The organism is Mesorhizobium sp. WSM1293 (genome assembly GCF_000513875.1).
Classification (GTDB): Bacteria; Pseudomonadota; Alphaproteobacteria; order Rhizobiales; family Rhizobiaceae; genus Mesorhizobium; species Mesorhizobium ciceri.
In genome coordinates, this window is record NZ_AZUV01000032.1 from 24,541 (window position 1) to 38,271 (window position 13,731).

Annotated in this window: 16 protein-coding genes; 12 read left to right on the forward strand and 4 right to left on the reverse strand. The window is 61.2% G+C overall.

Annotated features, from left to right (window positions below; translation table 11 throughout):
* Window positions 1-160: 160 nt before the first annotated feature.
* The 10 genes from M729_RS0127535 to M729_RS0127580 all read left to right on the forward strand — a co-directional run bounded on the left by M729_RS0127535 (window position 161) and on the right by M729_RS0127580 (window position 8,472).
* The gene (locus M729_RS0127535; protein WP_024505203.1) at window positions 161-1,474 is read left to right on the forward strand and encodes an MFS transporter; all 1,314 of its coding nucleotides are present in this window, start codon (window positions 161-163) and stop codon (window positions 1,472-1,474) included.
* Window positions 1,471-2,793: an ATP-binding protein gene (locus M729_RS0127540; RefSeq protein ID WP_024505204.1), complete on the forward strand. Its 1,323-nt coding sequence runs from the start codon at window positions 1,471-1,473 to the stop codon at window positions 2,791-2,793. Before M729_RS0127535 ends, M729_RS0127540 begins: the two co-directional genes overlap by 4 nt.
* Window positions 2,783-3,316 (forward strand): response regulator transcription factor, encoded by a 534-nt coding sequence (locus tag M729_RS0127545; protein WP_024505205.1) that lies wholly within the window; start codon window positions 2,783-2,785, stop codon window positions 3,314-3,316. Before M729_RS0127540 ends, M729_RS0127545 begins: the two co-directional genes overlap by 11 nt.
* Before the next feature lie 157 nt (window positions 3,317-3,473).
* Window positions 3,474-3,989, forward strand: coding sequence for a sigma-70 family RNA polymerase sigma factor (locus M729_RS0127550; protein WP_224674198.1), 516 nt, complete (start codon window positions 3,474-3,476; stop codon window positions 3,987-3,989).
* The gene (locus M729_RS0127555) at window positions 3,986-4,759 is read left to right on the forward strand and encodes an anti-sigma factor (RefSeq protein WP_027163482.1); all 774 of its coding nucleotides are present in this window, start codon (window positions 3,986-3,988) and stop codon (window positions 4,757-4,759) included. Before M729_RS0127550 ends, M729_RS0127555 begins: the two co-directional genes overlap by 4 nt.
* A gap of 23 nt (window positions 4,760-4,782) precedes the next feature.
* A complete protein-coding gene (locus tag M729_RS0127560; RefSeq protein WP_027163483.1) occupies window positions 4,783-5,499 on the forward strand; it encodes a Bax inhibitor-1/YccA family protein in 717 nt (238 codons plus the stop codon).
* A 173-nt stretch (window positions 5,500-5,672) separates the two neighbouring features.
* Complete coding sequence (locus tag M729_RS0127565) at window positions 5,673-6,578, forward strand: aldose 1-epimerase family protein (protein WP_027163484.1); 906 nt, start codon at window positions 5,673-5,675, stop codon at window positions 6,576-6,578.
* Window positions 6,568-7,038, forward strand: coding sequence for a hypothetical protein (locus M729_RS0127570; RefSeq protein ID WP_027163485.1), 471 nt, complete (start codon window positions 6,568-6,570; stop codon window positions 7,036-7,038). The genes M729_RS0127565 and M729_RS0127570 overlap by 11 nt, the downstream gene beginning before the upstream one ends.
* Before the next feature lie 50 nt (window positions 7,039-7,088).
* Window positions 7,089-7,751, forward strand: coding sequence for a glutathione S-transferase family protein (locus M729_RS0127575; RefSeq protein WP_024505208.1), 663 nt, complete (start codon window positions 7,089-7,091; stop codon window positions 7,749-7,751).
* A 64-nt stretch (window positions 7,752-7,815) separates the two neighbouring features.
* Window positions 7,816-8,472, forward strand: coding sequence for a DUF1629 domain-containing protein (locus tag M729_RS0127580; protein ID WP_027163486.1), 657 nt, complete (start codon window positions 7,816-7,818; stop codon window positions 8,470-8,472).
* Between the two features lie 2 nt (window positions 8,473-8,474).
* On the opposite strand, the gene M729_RS0127585 is transcribed toward M729_RS0127580, so the two are convergent.
* A complete protein-coding gene (locus tag M729_RS0127585; protein WP_027163487.1) occupies window positions 8,475-9,386 on the reverse strand; it encodes an agmatinase in 912 nt (303 codons plus the stop codon).
* Between the two features lie 376 nt (window positions 9,387-9,762).
* On the opposite strand from M729_RS0127585, the gene M729_RS0127590 reads away from it, so the two are divergent.
* Window positions 9,763-10,572: a nucleotidyltransferase family protein gene (locus M729_RS0127590; protein ID WP_013531518.1), complete on the forward strand. Its 810-nt coding sequence runs from the start codon at window positions 9,763-9,765 to the stop codon at window positions 10,570-10,572.
* Entirely contained in the window at window positions 10,565-11,314 is a 750-nt protein-coding gene (locus M729_RS0127595; protein WP_013531519.1) for a metallophosphoesterase, read from the forward strand. The genes M729_RS0127590 and M729_RS0127595 overlap by 8 nt, the downstream gene beginning before the upstream one ends.
* Before the next feature lie 39 nt (window positions 11,315-11,353).
* Here M729_RS0127595 and M729_RS01000000135900 read toward each other — a convergent pair whose 3' ends face one another.
* The 3 genes from M729_RS01000000135900 to M729_RS0127615 form a co-directional block, all read right to left on the reverse strand.
* Complete coding sequence (locus M729_RS01000000135900) at window positions 11,354-11,539, reverse strand: hypothetical protein (RefSeq protein ID WP_013531520.1); 186 nt, start codon at window positions 11,537-11,539, stop codon at window positions 11,354-11,356.
* Between the two features lie 402 nt (window positions 11,540-11,941).
* A complete protein-coding gene (locus M729_RS0127610; RefSeq protein ID WP_013531522.1) occupies window positions 11,942-13,132 on the reverse strand; it encodes an NADH-quinone oxidoreductase subunit D in 1,191 nt (396 codons plus the stop codon).
* A gap of 55 nt (window positions 13,133-13,187) precedes the next feature.
* Window positions 13,188-13,583, reverse strand: coding sequence for a hypothetical protein (locus M729_RS0127615; RefSeq protein WP_013531523.1), 396 nt, complete (start codon window positions 13,581-13,583; stop codon window positions 13,188-13,190).
* Between the last annotated feature and the right edge of the window lie 148 nt (window positions 13,584-13,731).

A 13,731-nucleotide genomic window follows, 5' to 3' on the forward strand; every position in this document is an offset into this window, starting at 1 on the left:
ACCTGTCGGTTGTTCCCCCCAGTGCTAACCGTACCGCGGCGATGAAGGCATTGGACAATTTGTCCAATGCCGCAATGACGCGGCAGGCGTCATCAAAGCATCTGGCCCGCGCACATGGCAAGCGATCGTATGAGACCGCGGCGGGGCGACGGAGAATGCTGTGAGCCCAACTTCGAAGATCGAAGCCGACGCAAGACGGATCAATGCGCGGCATCATGAGGTGAAGCCCGGCGAAATCGCCGTTGGCGTCATCATCGGCAGGACGTCGGAATTCTTCGACTTCTTCGTCTACGCGATCGCTTCCGTCATCGTTTTCCCCAAGCTCGTATTTCCATATGCCGACCCGTTGACCGGCACGCTCTACTCCTTCGCCATCTTCGCGCTTGCCTTCATCGCGCGGCCGATCGGGACGGCGATCTTCACCGCGCTCGACCGCGCCTACGGACGCAGCGCCAAGCTCACCATCGCGCTGTTCCTGCTGGGGACCTCGACCGTGTCGATCGCCTTCGTGCCCGGTTACGACCAGATCGGCCCGGCTTCGGCCTGGCTGCTGGCCATGTTCCGGATCGGTCAGGGACTGGCGCTGGGCGGGACATGGGACGGACTTGCCTCGCTGCTGGCGTTGAATGCCCCCGAAAAGCGTCGCGGCTGGTATGCGATGATCCCGCAGCTGGGCGCGCCACTCGGGCTCATCGTCGCCAGTGCCCTGTTTGCATATTTCGTCGGCAATCTGTCGGCTGAAGACTTCTTCAGCTGGGGTTGGCGCTACCCGTTCTTCGTCGCCTTCGCCATCAACGTCGTCGCCCTGTTCGCGCGGCTGCGCATCGTGGTGACGCCGGAATACACCAAACTGTTCGAAGGCCAGGAACTGGAGCCGACTTCCGTCCGCGAGACGTTGCGCGCCGAAGGGCGCACTGTCGTGCTCGGCGCTTTCGCGCCGCTGGCGAGCTTCGCCCTGTTCCACATGGTGACGGTGTTTCCTCTGTCCTGGATATTCCTGTTCACGCGCGAGGGACCGGCACGGTTCCTGGTCATCGAGACGATCGGAGCCTTCTTCGGCCTGGCGGCAATCGCGATCTCGGGCGTCGTTGCCGACCGGGTCGGGCGCTGGCCCTTGCTTGGAGGCTCGGCGGTGGCCATTGCCGTGTTCAGCGGTTTCGCGCCACAGCTGCTCGATGGCGGCTTCGTCGGAGAGTCCGTCTTCATGGTGTTGGGCTTCGTCCTGCTCGGCCTGTCGTTCGGCCAGTCTTCGGGAGCACTCGCCTCGAACTTTTCAAAGAACTACCGCTATACAGGTGCTGCGCTGACCTCGGATCTCGCCTGGCTGTTCGGCGCCGGCTTCGCCCCCATTGTCGCCCTGTTCCTGTCCGCCCATTTCGGGCTGATCTCGTCAGGCGCCTATCTGCTGTCGGGAGCGCTATGCACGCTGCTGGCGCTGCGGCTCAACCAGCGCCTGGATCGGACTCCCGCTTGAGTGACCTGCTTGGCCAGGGCTGGGGACCTCCCGGCCCAATGACGCTGCACGACAAGACTAACAAGCAGAATTTCCTGCTTCTGATCCAACTGCGCTGGATCGCCGTCGGCGGTCAGATCGTGACGATCCTGTTCGTCCGCTACGCGCTTGGCATCGGGCTGCCGCTGGTGCCGATGGCAGTGGTGATCCTGCTGCTGATCGCTCTCAACGTCGCCAGCCTGCGCCGGCACAGCAGCCAGGACGCGATCACCAACACCGAGCTGTTTCTTGGACTGCTGCTCGACGTCACCGCGTTGACGGTCCAGCTTTACCTGAGCGGCGGCGCGTCCAATCCCTTCATTTCGCTTTACCTGCTCCAGGTCATCCTGGGCGCGGTACTGCTGGAGACATGGTCGGTCTGGGCGCTTGTCCTCATTGCAAGCACGTGCTTCATCGCGCTGACCACCTTCTACCGTGAGATCAGCCTGCCCGCCGCACACGGTGCCGGGCTGTTCAGCCTGCACATTCAGGGCATGTTCATCTGTTTCGTCCTGGCGGCAACGCTTCTGGTGCTGTTCATCACCAGGGTCCAGAACAACATTCGCACCCGCGACGCTCATCTTGCGGATTTGCGCCAGCAATCGGCGGAGGAGGCTCACATCGTCAGGATGGGCCTGCTCGCCTCTGGCGCCGCGCATGAGCTCGGCACGCCGCTGGCTACGCTTTCCGTCATCCTCAACGACTGGCAGCGCATGCCGGTTCTCGAGGCCGATCCGGATCTGGCGCAGGAAATCCGGGAGATGCAGGGCCAGTTGGACCGTTGCAAGAAGATCGTTTCGGGAATCCTGATGTCGTCGGGCGAATTGCGCGGCGAAGGCACGGTTCGCACCTCCGTCGATGCCTTTCTGGCGGAGCTGGTGGCCGAATGGAAGTCGACACGGCTGCCGCAAGGTTTCGAATACACCAGGCGTTTCGGCGCCAACCAGGAGATCGTCTCCGATCCCGCGCTCAAACAGGTGATGTTCAATGTACTGGACAACGCACTTGAAGCGTCGCCTCTATGGGTCGGTTTGATCGTCAGCCGCCACGCGAACGATCTCATCATCGAAGTTGTCGACGCGGGACGGGGATTTGAAGAAACCATGCTTGCTGAATTCGGCAAGCCCTACACGTCGACCAAGAACCGGCCAGGTAGCGGGCTCGGCCTGTTTCTGGTCGTCAATGTCATCCGCAAGCTGGGGGGTAGCGTCACCGTAAGAAACAGAACCGAAGGGGGAGCTTCGGTTACGTTGCATCTGCCGCTGGCTGCTCTGTCTCCGCGAGGGCACAATGCCGACTAAACGCACGCTGCTGATCGTCGAGGACGACATCGCCTTTGCCAACGCACTGCGCCGGTCTTTCGAACGGCGTGATTACGAAACGCATAGCTGCCGGAGCGTCGACGGCGTGCAGGCGCTGATCGGCACCGTTGCCTTCCAATATGCCGTCGTCGATCTCAAGCTTGCCAGCGGCTCGGGCCTTGAGTGCGTCAGGGCGCTGCACGAACACGATCCTGAAATGCGGATCGTCGTGTTGACCGGCTTTGCCAGCATCGCCACCGCTGTCGAGGCGATCAAGCTCGGCGCCTGCCAGTATCTCGCCAAGCCCGCCAATACAGACGACATTGAAGCGGCTTTCGGCCAGGTCGAGGGCAATGCTTCGGTGCCGCTCGCCGAGCGGCCAACCTCGATAAAGAACCTCGAATGGGAGCGCATCCACGAGACGCTGGTGGAAGCCGACTTCAACATTTCCGAGACGGCACGACGGCTCGGCATGCACCGCCGGACACTGGCGCGGAAGCTGGAGAAGAGGCGTGTGAAGTAGGCACGATCCACCGGGCATGGCACATCGTGGCGATGCCGATGATAAGATTGATGCCGGCAACAATCGTTGCATTCGAACGATGTCCTCCAAAGGAAAAAATTGGCAGGGCAGGGATTAAAATCCCCACATGCTCCGTAAACAGGACATGAAACCGCCGATGCCACGCTTTGACATCATAGGACAGCTCGGTTCGCTGCGCCGCTATGCGCGCTCGCTGACGCGCGACAGCACCGACGCCGAGGACCTTGTCCATGACGCGCTGGTGCGCGCTTATGAGCGGCGCAGCACCTTCCGCTCCGGCGGAAACCTGCGCGCGTGGCTGCTGTCGATCGTCCACAACACCTTCATCGACAGGATGCGGTCCCGCAAGTCCGAGGCGTCGCGCGTCGAACAGGCTGGATACCTGGCCGACGGCAGCACGCCGGCACCACAGGAACATTCGGTGCGCCTGGCGCAGGTGCGCCAGGCTTTTTTCAGCCTGCCCGAAGAACAGCGTTCAGCGCTGCACCTCGTCGCCATCGAAGGCCTCTCCTACCAGCAGGCCGCCGACGCCAGCGGCGTGCCGCTCGGCACGCTGATGTCGCGCATCGGCAGGGCGCGCGCCGCACTGCGCGAGATGGAGGAGCCGGCGAAGGCAAAAAACCACCTCAGGATCGTTGGAGGCCCTTCATGACCGCAACTGTCGATCCCGTGACGGATATCGACCTCGACGCCTATGTCGACGACCAGATCGACGTCACCCGCCGCATCGAGGTGGAGGCATTCTTGTCCGCTCGCCCGGCGGCGGCGGCGCGCGTGATGTCGGATCTCAGGACCCGCGATGAACTGCGCGTGGCGCTTGCCGGCTCCAAAGGCATGGCACGGCCCGCGACCGCCGATGCCGCGCGGCGGCTGGAGAGGGGGCTTGCCCGCGGCCGCATCTTCGGTGTGCTGCAGCGCGCCGCGGTGGTTGCTGTCTTCGTCGCCGCCGGGTGGCTGGCGAACGGTATCATCGGGCCGATGTCGGTGACCAAGGTCGTCGCCTCGCCGCAGCCGCCCGCCTATGTCGACGACGCAGTGCGGGCCCACAGGACCACGCTGGTGCGCGAGAGCATGCCGTCGCAGCCCGAGGCGCCCAATTACAACGCCGGCGAGATTCGCGCCGCGACCGCCATCGTCATGCCGTCGCTGCCCAAGGACTGGAAGGTCCGCGATGTGCAGATCTATCCGTCCCGCTTTGGTCCGAGCGTCGAGATGGCGGTCGAGACGAAAGACATGGGGCTGGTGTCGCTGTTTGCGATCCGGCCTGGAACCTTCGACGTCGTCAAGCCAACGATCGCGCCCTCGGGCGACATTTCATCGGCCTATTTCCAGATCGGCGATGTGGCTTATGCGGTGGTCGGACGAAGCGAGGTCCACGACCTCGACCGCGCCGCAGAGACGCTCGCCAAGACGCTCTACTGATCGATCCACAAAGGAGAACGCAAATGAACACCCCCAATCTGGGATATCGCGTCGGCGCCGGCGCCCAAACCGGAGCCGTCTTCGACGAGGGCCTGCGCCAGCATATGCTGCGCGTCTACAACTACATGGGTGTCGGCCTGGTGGTCACCGGCCTCGTCGCCTTCATGATCTCGTCGACGCCGGCGCTCTACGTGCCGATCTTCTCCAGCCCGCTGAAATGGGTGGTGATGCTGGCACCGCTCGCCTTCGTCATGCTGTTCTCGTTCAAGATGCAGACCATGTCCGCGGCGAGTGCCCAGGCGATGTTCTGGGCCTTCTGCGCGGTCATGGGCCTCTCGCTCGCCTCGGTGTTCCTGGTGTTCACCGGAACCAGCATCGCGCGCACCTTCTTCATCGCAGCCACCATGTTCGGCGCCACCAGCCTGTACGGCTACACGACAAAGCGCGACCTGACCCAGTTCTCGTCGTTCCTGATCATGGGCCTGATCGGCGTGGTGATCGCCAGCATCGTCAACATCTTCCTCGGCTCGACCGCGCTGCAGTTCGCCATCTCGGTGATCGGCATCGCCGTGTTCATCGGCCTGACCGCCTGGGACACGCAGACGATCAAGGAACAGTATGCCGAGAATTTCGACGCGGAATCGCGCCAGAAACTTGCCGTCTTCGGCGCCTTCTCGCTCTATCTGAACTTCATCAACATCTTCCAGCTGCTGCTGAATTTCACCGGCGAACGCGAATAACGACTATCCGCTGTGGGCAAGAGCGAGGGTTATTGCTCTTGATGCGGAGAGGTGGCCGGAGGGAGATCCTCCGGCCACAATTCGTTCCTGCAGAACCAGGCTGCACCTTGAGTCCCGAAGCGCTTTTGCTAGTCTGCCCACCGCCGGCCTTCAACAACGACCCGCGAGGAAATGTGGCACAGGACAGCCAAACGCTTCATGGCGACGGTATCTCGGCGACCATCGTTGCGCAGGGCGCCGAACTGATTTCGCTGCAAGATGCGCACGGATTCGAATTCCTGTGGCAGGCGGGGCCGGAATGGCGGCGTCACTCGCCGGTGCTGTTCCCGATCGTAGGGCGGCTGGCGGGCGATCATCTGCGCCATCGCGGCCGGACCTATCCAATGACGCAGCACGGGTTCGCGCGCGACAAGCCGTTTGCCTGGGCGCGGAAGGGGCCGCGATCCTGCACGCTGGTGCTCACCGACGATGTCGACACCCGGGCGCGCTATCCGTTCGCCTTTCGGCTTGAAGTGACCTACACGCTGGTCCGCCAGCAGCTTGATGTGACTTTCGACATCACCAACACTGGTGATGAGCTCCTGCCGGCATCGATCGGGGCGCACCCGGCATTCAATTGGCCCTTGCAGCCGGATCAGGCCAAGACGGACTACCGGCTGATCTTTGCCGATGATGAGCCGGCGCCGATCCGCCGCCTTAAGGACGGACTGCTGCTGAAAACGCCACAGCCCACGCCTGTCGAAGGCAACATACTCCCGCTCTCCGAGCGGTTGTTCGACGAGGACGCCATGATCATGGACCAGCCCGCCAGCTCCAGCGTGCGTTATGCCGCCGAGCGTGGCCCGGCTCTGGAAATGTCCTGGCAAGGGGTTCGGGAGTTGGGCGTCTGGTCAAAGCCGGGCGGCGCGCCATTCCTTTGCATCGAACCCTGGCACGGCCTTGCAAGCCCGGTGGATTTCGATGGTGATTTTGTCGACAAACCAGGCCTGATGCTGATCGCGCCGGGTGCAAGTCGCGTGATGAGCTATCAGGTACGTCTGCTGCCAATAGCCAATTGGAGTGCGCTCAGTGAATTCTGAAACGATCGAGATCTACCATCCACGTGGTGTTTCAAATTTGGGCCAATGGGACATTGGTGGTCTCAAGCTCAAAGTCTATGGTCTCGTCGCAGACAACAAAAAGATCGACGAACCCATGGCGACTCTGGCGCAGTCATTCGTGCGACAGGAGGTTCTGCCGCGTGTGGCGGACGAGGGTGACGAGAATGGCATGGGCTTTGTGATCATTCATCCTGGTGAGCTCGGTGTGTCCATCTTAGCTCACTGGTGGATACAGGGTTCGGTGCTTTGTCAGCACATCTATCGGAAGCTGTATTCCGCAACCGAACCGATGGACACGGTTAAGAGACCTGTTATTGCCTGTGTTTGGGAATTGGCTCTGATGAATGCCGAGCAGGAAGCTTGGCGAAAAACGATGATGAAAGGCGAGCCCAATCCATTGGGATACATGGGCGCTTGGGCTGACTTCGAAGCTGCATAGAGGCTGCTCATGATCGACTATTGCGTGGTCGCCCAGATCGTCGGTGCCCAATGAAGCTGTACTTCAGCCGCAATCCCAATCCTCGATTGGCGGTCGCGGTCGCACGCTATCTCGAAACGAAACTGGACTTCGAATTCGCCTCGCCATTCGCTGCCGGGCAAATGGAGAAATTTCGCCGGTTAAATCCCAACCTCTCACTGCCCATCCTTGTGGATGATGAGGGAAAGAGCCTCTGGGAGGCAGACGCCATAGCCTGCAGGCTGTCGCGCCACGCGCATTCGGATTTCTGGCGCACCGGCGATGACGAACCTGAGATGATCCGGTGGCTCAGCTGGGGCAAGGAGCACTTCGCACTCGCTTGCGACACGGTGCATTTCGAACGTGGGACGAAACAGCGGTACGGCATCGGCCCGATCGATCAGAAGCGGGTGGAGGAGGGCCTGAACCAATTCCATACGGCTGCGGCAATACTCGACGCCGTGCTTGCCGAGCGGCAGTGGCTGGTCGGCAATTCGGTTTCCTATGCCGATTTTCGAATGGCGACCTTCCTACCGTTCAACGACGCCGCCAGACTGCCGCTCGACGATTATCCCTCTGTCAGCCGCTGGTACCGTCGACTTGAAGACATCGACGCCTGGCGTGACCCTTTCAAAGGGATGGATGCACCCGAATTGCCGCCGGTGCCGCAAATGGCCGTCGCGGATCAGCGGTGAGAACGCGCGCGAAGAGCAGCGCAGCAGGCCGAGCCTACCAAGGCGATGATGTGCGGGGGACCGGATGAATATCTATGTCCTGAGCGTGATCGAAGGACAGGAATGGGTCCTTCCTCGGCAGGCGGACGACTACCAGCTGTTTTCGACGCTCTGCGGCCGGAAGCAGACACAATGGCATCCGCCCAGGATGGAGATCCTGCGCGAACACGACGACGGTGCGCTCCGGCAATATTCAGATTTTCCATGGCTTGGCGAGCATGTGCTCATCCTGCGAGCGAGGGCGTCGAAATTGCTTCGGCCAACCCTCCAACCATACGGTGAATTCCTGCCGCTTCCTGCTGACGAGCCAATATCGCTCTTCAATGTCACCACCGTGATCGATGCGCTGGACGAGGAACGTTCAAAGATCGTTCGCTTTGACGATGGCGGCGTCATGGTGATCGAAAGCCTCGTCCTTCGAGCGGACGCAATCGGCGGTACCGAGATATTCAAGCTGCCCGAGCGTGCCGACGGGGTGCGAACATCCGATATTTATCTGCAGGAGACGATCGTACGCCGGATCGGGGAGCTTGGGCTCAAGGGCATTGCTTTCAACCTGGTCTGGAGCGACGAGCCGGTCGGACGAGGCAGGATCGAATACCCAGGTGTCAAAAAGGGCATTTCAACCGCAAGCTCGCTCACGCGCCTTTGGGCCGCTCTGCGGCGAAGAGCGGGATTTTGACATCAAACCTGCCGGGCGACGGTGCCGACCACATTGACGAGAAGGCGCGCGGCGGTCAGCGCTGACAGGCCGTCAATATCGGCCGGAGGATAGAACTCGACAAGGTCGAACCCTGCGATCCTGGCCCGCCTGCCGAGGCCGGCGATCAGGTCGATTACCTGCGTGTAGGTGAGGCCGCCCGGTGTACGCGCCGCCACGCCCGGCATGATGCTTGGATCAAGGCTGTCGCAGTCGAGGGTGACGACGACCCGCGCGGCTTCCGGAATATGCCGTAGCGCGGCCTCGACGCCCTGGGCATGAACCTCGCGGGCGGTCACGAAGCGGCTGCCATAGCGCCGGGCTGCTTCGATTTCGGCGATGCGCGCGCTGCCGACGCTGCGCAGACCGACCTGCACCATGCCGGCGACATGCGGCATCTCGCTTGCCCTGCGCATCGGGCTCGAATAGCCGTGGCGTTCGCCATGAACCTCGTCGCGCCAGTCTATATGGGCGTCGACCTGCAGGACCCAGACCGGCCCGTGCTCTGCAAAGCCGGCGAGGAAGGGAATGGTCATGGAACAGTCGCCGCCGATCAGGATCGGCACAGCCGGCAACGTCAGGATCTCGCGCGTTTTTGCCTCGATCCTGGCCCGGTTGCCGGCATTGTCATGCATGGTGGTCAAGATATCGCCGGCGTCGACGCAAGAGTCCGGCTTGCCGTCGAACAGCGGGCCGCCAAGATCGAAATCCCAGTGCTCGACGAACGCGGCATCGTCCTGGCTGGCAGCACGGATGGCGTTGGCGGCCAAGGCATAGCCGCTGCTGTCGTTGCCGGGATAGGTGCTGCCGTGACCGGCCCCGAAGATTACCGCACGAGGGACGCGGCTATCTGCGAGACGGTCGGGAAAGCCGAGAAAGGGAGGCGAGGGGGTCATGCCTTGATGGTCCTGATAGTGGCTTGGCGCACGCCGATCGGCTGCGGTTAGATCAAGCGCCTCGGCTTCAGCTTTGTGTGCCCGATTGGGTAAGCCCAATAAACTCTAAAACGATCGAGATCGAGCACCCACGGGGTGTTTCAAATTTGGGCCAATGGGACATTGGCGGCGGCATGGGCCGATTCCGAGGCGACATAGAGACTTGCGCGCCGGCGATGACGTTGGGCCGGGCTTGGATCGGCAGGCGCGATCCCGAAATTTCCAGTACGTGACGAGAATGAACCTTTGGCTGGCCGCCCGGTAGCGGAACCAGGCGGGGTTCACGTTGTTACCACAGCGGGCGACTGCCGGTTGCCGGATTCGGAGTCATCGTTTCATGACCAATGGCCCATTGCCTGAAAACGTTCTGGTCTCGCTTCCCATGATTGACGCAAAGGCGGCGCCGACGCTCAAAAATGCCGAGGCGGAGGTATTTTATACCGAAGCAATCCGCGAGCTTACCGCCACCGACATTCCCTTTCTGGTCGCCGGGACCTACGCGGTAAGCGCCTATACGGGTGTCACCCGCCAGACCAAGGACCTCGATATCTTCTGCAAGGCAGGCGACTACGCGCGGATCCTCGCCCATTTCAAGCAGCTTGGATATGCCGTCGAAATCGAGGACGACAGGTGGCTCGGCAAGGTGTTCAAGGGCACGCATTTCTTCGACGTCATCTTCGGCTCGGCCAACGGCACGGTGCCTGTTGGCGACCTGTGGCTGGAACACGCCCGCCAAACCGAGCTGTTGGGCAGCAGGGTGCGGATCATCGGCCCGACCGAACTCATCTGGTCCAAATGCTTTATCCAGGACAGAGGGCGACACGACGGCGCCGATATCGCTCATACGATTCTCAAGGCGGGCGATCAGATCGATTGGCACCGGCTGCTTTCTTATCTGGAGGTTCATTGGGAGGTTCTGTTGATGCAGCTTATCAATTTCAGATGGATCTATCCGAGCGAGCGGGATCATATCCCGGCGTGGTTGCTCGATGAATTGCTCGACCGCCTCGCCAAGCAACGGCAATTGCCGTCTCCAAGGATGAAGATCTGCCGTGGGCGGCTGCTTTCGCAAACCGACTACGAGATCGACGTCAAGGAATGGGGCTTCGCCGGCGTCGGTGGTGTGGGAGAATTCCGTGATGGCTGATCCCGTCAAGAGCAGCGCGCCCAAGGACGGCGCACGCGCGCTCAAAGTTGCCGCGGTCGGGGATCTCCATGTGCGGGAAGATGCACAAAACTCGTATCGAGACCTCTTCGGCGAGATATCGAGCGAAGCGGACATTCTCGTTCTCACGGGAGATCTGACCAATCTCGGCAAGCCTCGTGAAGCGGAGATGCTGGCCGAGGATCTGCGCAACTGCTCGATCCCGGTTGTGGCGGTGCTCGGCAACCATGACTACGAGTCCGGTGCGGTGGAAGACGTCACGAAGATCCTGCGGCAGGCGCATGTTCACCTCCTCGACGGGCAGACAGTCGAAATCGAGGAGGTCGGTTTTGTCGGCGTGAAGGGATTCATAGGCGGCTTCGGGTCACGCATGCTCGGCTCATTCGGGGAACCGGCGATCAAGACGATGGTCGCGGAAAGCGTGAACGAGGCAATGCGACTTGAAAATGCGATGCGCCAGGTGCGGGCCAAGCGCACGCTGGTGATCCTTCACTACGCGCCGATTGCCGACACCGTCGCGGGAGAACCGCTGGAAATATTTCCGTTTCTGGGCTCTTCACGTCTGGCCGAAACGATCGATCGATTCCAGGTCAGTGCTGTCGTGCACGGTCATGCACATCGCGGTTCTTACGAAGGCCAAACGCCTGGCGGAGCCAAGGTCTACAACGTCGCCATGCATGTGGCCAAACCTGGCGGCCGCCCCTACGCCTTGCTGGAAATCTGATGCCAACGGCTTGCGCCGTCGATGCCCATTGGCCTGGACTCAGTTGGTGGCGTTGATCGACCTCGCCAACTCTTCCAGCTTGCGGGGATCGTTGCCGTGACGGCGCACCAGTTCGCGTGCCTGCCTTGACGGCAAATCGGTCGTGGCGGCCAGCTGTCGCACCTGCTGATCGTCGATGGCGACCTGCGGCAGTGTATGGTCGATATCTCCTGACTTGTCCTTCATCACGCTTCTCCTTGGTCGATTTCGACGACAACGGCTCGAAAATCCGACCGGTTCCGAACGATCTGCAACTTTTGCGCCGGCATCCGTGGGCGGACCAACGTGCGCCTGCCTTGAGGGCGCAACGATCTCGATGACTGGATTCTGCCAGGAACCATGCCACGGCGGACGAGTTGTTCCGACTGAACGGAGATAGTTAGATGCCACAGCCAAGACAGCCAGACCCAAATCGCGATATGCCCGTGCCGCCTCCAACATGGAAGCCGGAGCCGATCGAGGAACCCGAACCGGAAACGCTTCCGGACGAGACTCCGCTGCCCAACCCCGACGAGAATGAAGAGCCTCCCGTCCACGCATGAGACGGGAGTTTCTGCATCGCGGGGCAAGCGCGCAACCTCCCGAGGACTAACGATCTATCTCGCCAAACACGATGTCGAGCGACCCGATGATCGCGGCAACGTCGGCGATCATGTGCCCTCGAGACAGGAAATCCATCGCCTGCAGATGGGCGAAAGATGGCGCACGTATTTTGCACCGGTAAGGGACGTTGCCCCCGTCAGAAACCAGATAAACGCCGAATTCTCCCTTTGGCGCTTCAACCGCGGCGTAGACTTCTCCCGCCGGCACGCGATGCCCCTCGGTATAAAGTTTGAAATGCTGGATGGTCGCTTCCATAGAGCGTTTCATCGTGGCGCGCCGCGGCGGCGTGATCTTCTGGTTCGGAATCGCGACCGGCCCCTGGCCTTCGGGTGACCGCAGTTTTTCCAGGCATTGCTTCATGATCCGCACCGACTGGCGCATCTCCTCCATACGGACGAGATAACGGTCATAGCAGTCTCCGTTCTTGCCGACGGGGATGTCGAAATCCATGTCAGGGTAACATTCGTATGGCTGTGCCTTGCGCAAATCCCATGCCGCGCCCGATCCGCGTACCATCACGCCGGAAAACCCCCAGCGCCAGGCATCATCCAGCCCGATCACACCAACATCGACATTGCGCTGCTTGAAGATGCGGCTGCCGGTGAGCAGATCGTCGAGGTTGTCACAGACTTTGAGGAACGGATCGCAGAAAGCCCAGATGTCGTCGAGAAGCTTCGCAGGCAAATCCTGGTGCACGCCGCCGATTCTGAAGTAATTCGCATGCATGCGAGCGCCGGAGGCGCGCTCGTAAAAGACCATCAGCTTCTCGCGCTCCGCAAATCCCCAAAGCGGCGGCGTCAGGGCGCCGATATCCATGGCCTGGGTCGTGACATTGAGGAGATGCGACAGAAGCCGGCCAATTTCGCAAAAAAGAACACGGACAAGCTGCCCACGCTTTGGAACTGTTATGTCGAGCAGTTTTTCGGCGGCGAGGCAGAACGCATGCTCCTGGTTCATCGGCGCGACATAGTCGAGCCGATCGAAATAGGGCAGCGCTTGCAAATAGTTCTTGTGCTCTATGAGTTTTTCGGTGCCTCGATGGAGCAAGCCAATATGCGGATCGGCACGCTCGACGATCTCGCCGTCCAGTTCGAGCACCAACCGAAGAACACCATGGGCGGAGGGATGCTGTGGCCCGAAATTGATGGTGAAGTTGCGAACGGCGGCTTCGACCATTGCTGCTCTCCGCGACTGCATTTCGTCGATTCAGTGATGCGTATGGTTCGATGCCTCAAGTCGTCGTCTGAATGATCAGCGTCAGCGTGCCATCGCCATCTATGTTTGCAGCGACAACCTGCGAGGAATTGAGCCCATTCGCTCTCAAAGCCGACGTCGCCTGAGGTGAGGCATCGACGGAGCTTTGCAGGCGAAGCAAATCTTCGGCGCTGGTCTGGTTAATCACGGCATCGGCCTGCGCCTTGATTTCGTCCGGCAAATCCTCGACGGCGACAATGGCGACGCCGGTGAAATTCAAACCGGCAGAGCCTGGATCGGGCGGCGCCAGCTCCGGCTGCGCTTCGCCCTGCGGTGGCGTCACCTGGGGAAGCTGCGGTCCGATAGTTTGGGCGTAGACGGGCTGAATGGTGACCGCCCCGGAAAGCGCGACAGCTATCGTCAACATGCGCATGGTCGCTCCTTGCATTCTTCGAGGGAGATTTTGAAGAAACCCCCATGCTGAGCGATGGTTCCGCAAGGCCGGTCCCACCGGGCGATTTCGCCCCAACTCACCCCAGAGAGACGCCGAAAACCTGGCCAAGGCGTTCGTCACACGGCTG

Excerpts from the sequence above, each read along its gene's own strand:
- M729_RS0127550 (WP_224674198.1), top strand. The coding sequence starts at position 3,474 with ATGCCACGCTTTGACATCATAGGACAGCTCGGTTCGCTGCGCCGCTAT.
- M729_RS0127580 (WP_027163486.1), top strand. The coding sequence starts at position 7,816 with ATGAATATCTATGTCCTGAGCGTGATCGAAGGACAGGAATGGGTCCTT.
- M729_RS0127575 (WP_024505208.1), top strand. The coding sequence starts at position 7,089 with ATGAAGCTGTACTTCAGCCGCAATCCCAATCCTCGATTGGCGGTCGCG.
- M729_RS0127560 (WP_027163483.1), top strand. The coding sequence starts at position 4,783 with ATGAACACCCCCAATCTGGGATATCGCGTCGGCGCCGGCGCCCAAACC.
- M729_RS0127545 (WP_024505205.1), top strand. The coding sequence starts at position 2,783 with ATGCCGACTAAACGCACGCTGCTGATCGTCGAGGACGACATCGCCTTT.
- M729_RS0127585 (WP_027163487.1), bottom strand. The coding sequence starts at position 9,386 with ATGACCCCCTCGCCTCCCTTTCTCGGCTTTCCCGACCGTCTCGCAGAT.
- M729_RS01000000135900 (WP_013531520.1), bottom strand. The coding sequence starts at position 11,539 with ATGAAGGACAAGTCAGGAGATATCGACCATACACTGCCGCAGGTCGCC.
- M729_RS0127610 (WP_013531522.1), bottom strand. The coding sequence starts at position 13,132 with ATGGTCGAAGCCGCCGTTCGCAACTTCACCATCAATTTCGGGCCACAG.
- M729_RS0127595 (WP_013531519.1), top strand. The coding sequence starts at position 10,565 with ATGGCTGATCCCGTCAAGAGCAGCGCGCCCAAGGACGGCGCACGCGCG.
- M729_RS0127590 (WP_013531518.1), top strand. The coding sequence starts at position 9,763 with ATGACCAATGGCCCATTGCCTGAAAACGTTCTGGTCTCGCTTCCCATG.
- M729_RS0127615 (WP_013531523.1), bottom strand. The coding sequence starts at position 13,583 with ATGCGCATGTTGACGATAGCTGTCGCGCTTTCCGGGGCGGTCACCATT.
- M729_RS0127555 (WP_027163482.1), top strand. The coding sequence starts at position 3,986 with ATGACCGCAACTGTCGATCCCGTGACGGATATCGACCTCGACGCCTAT.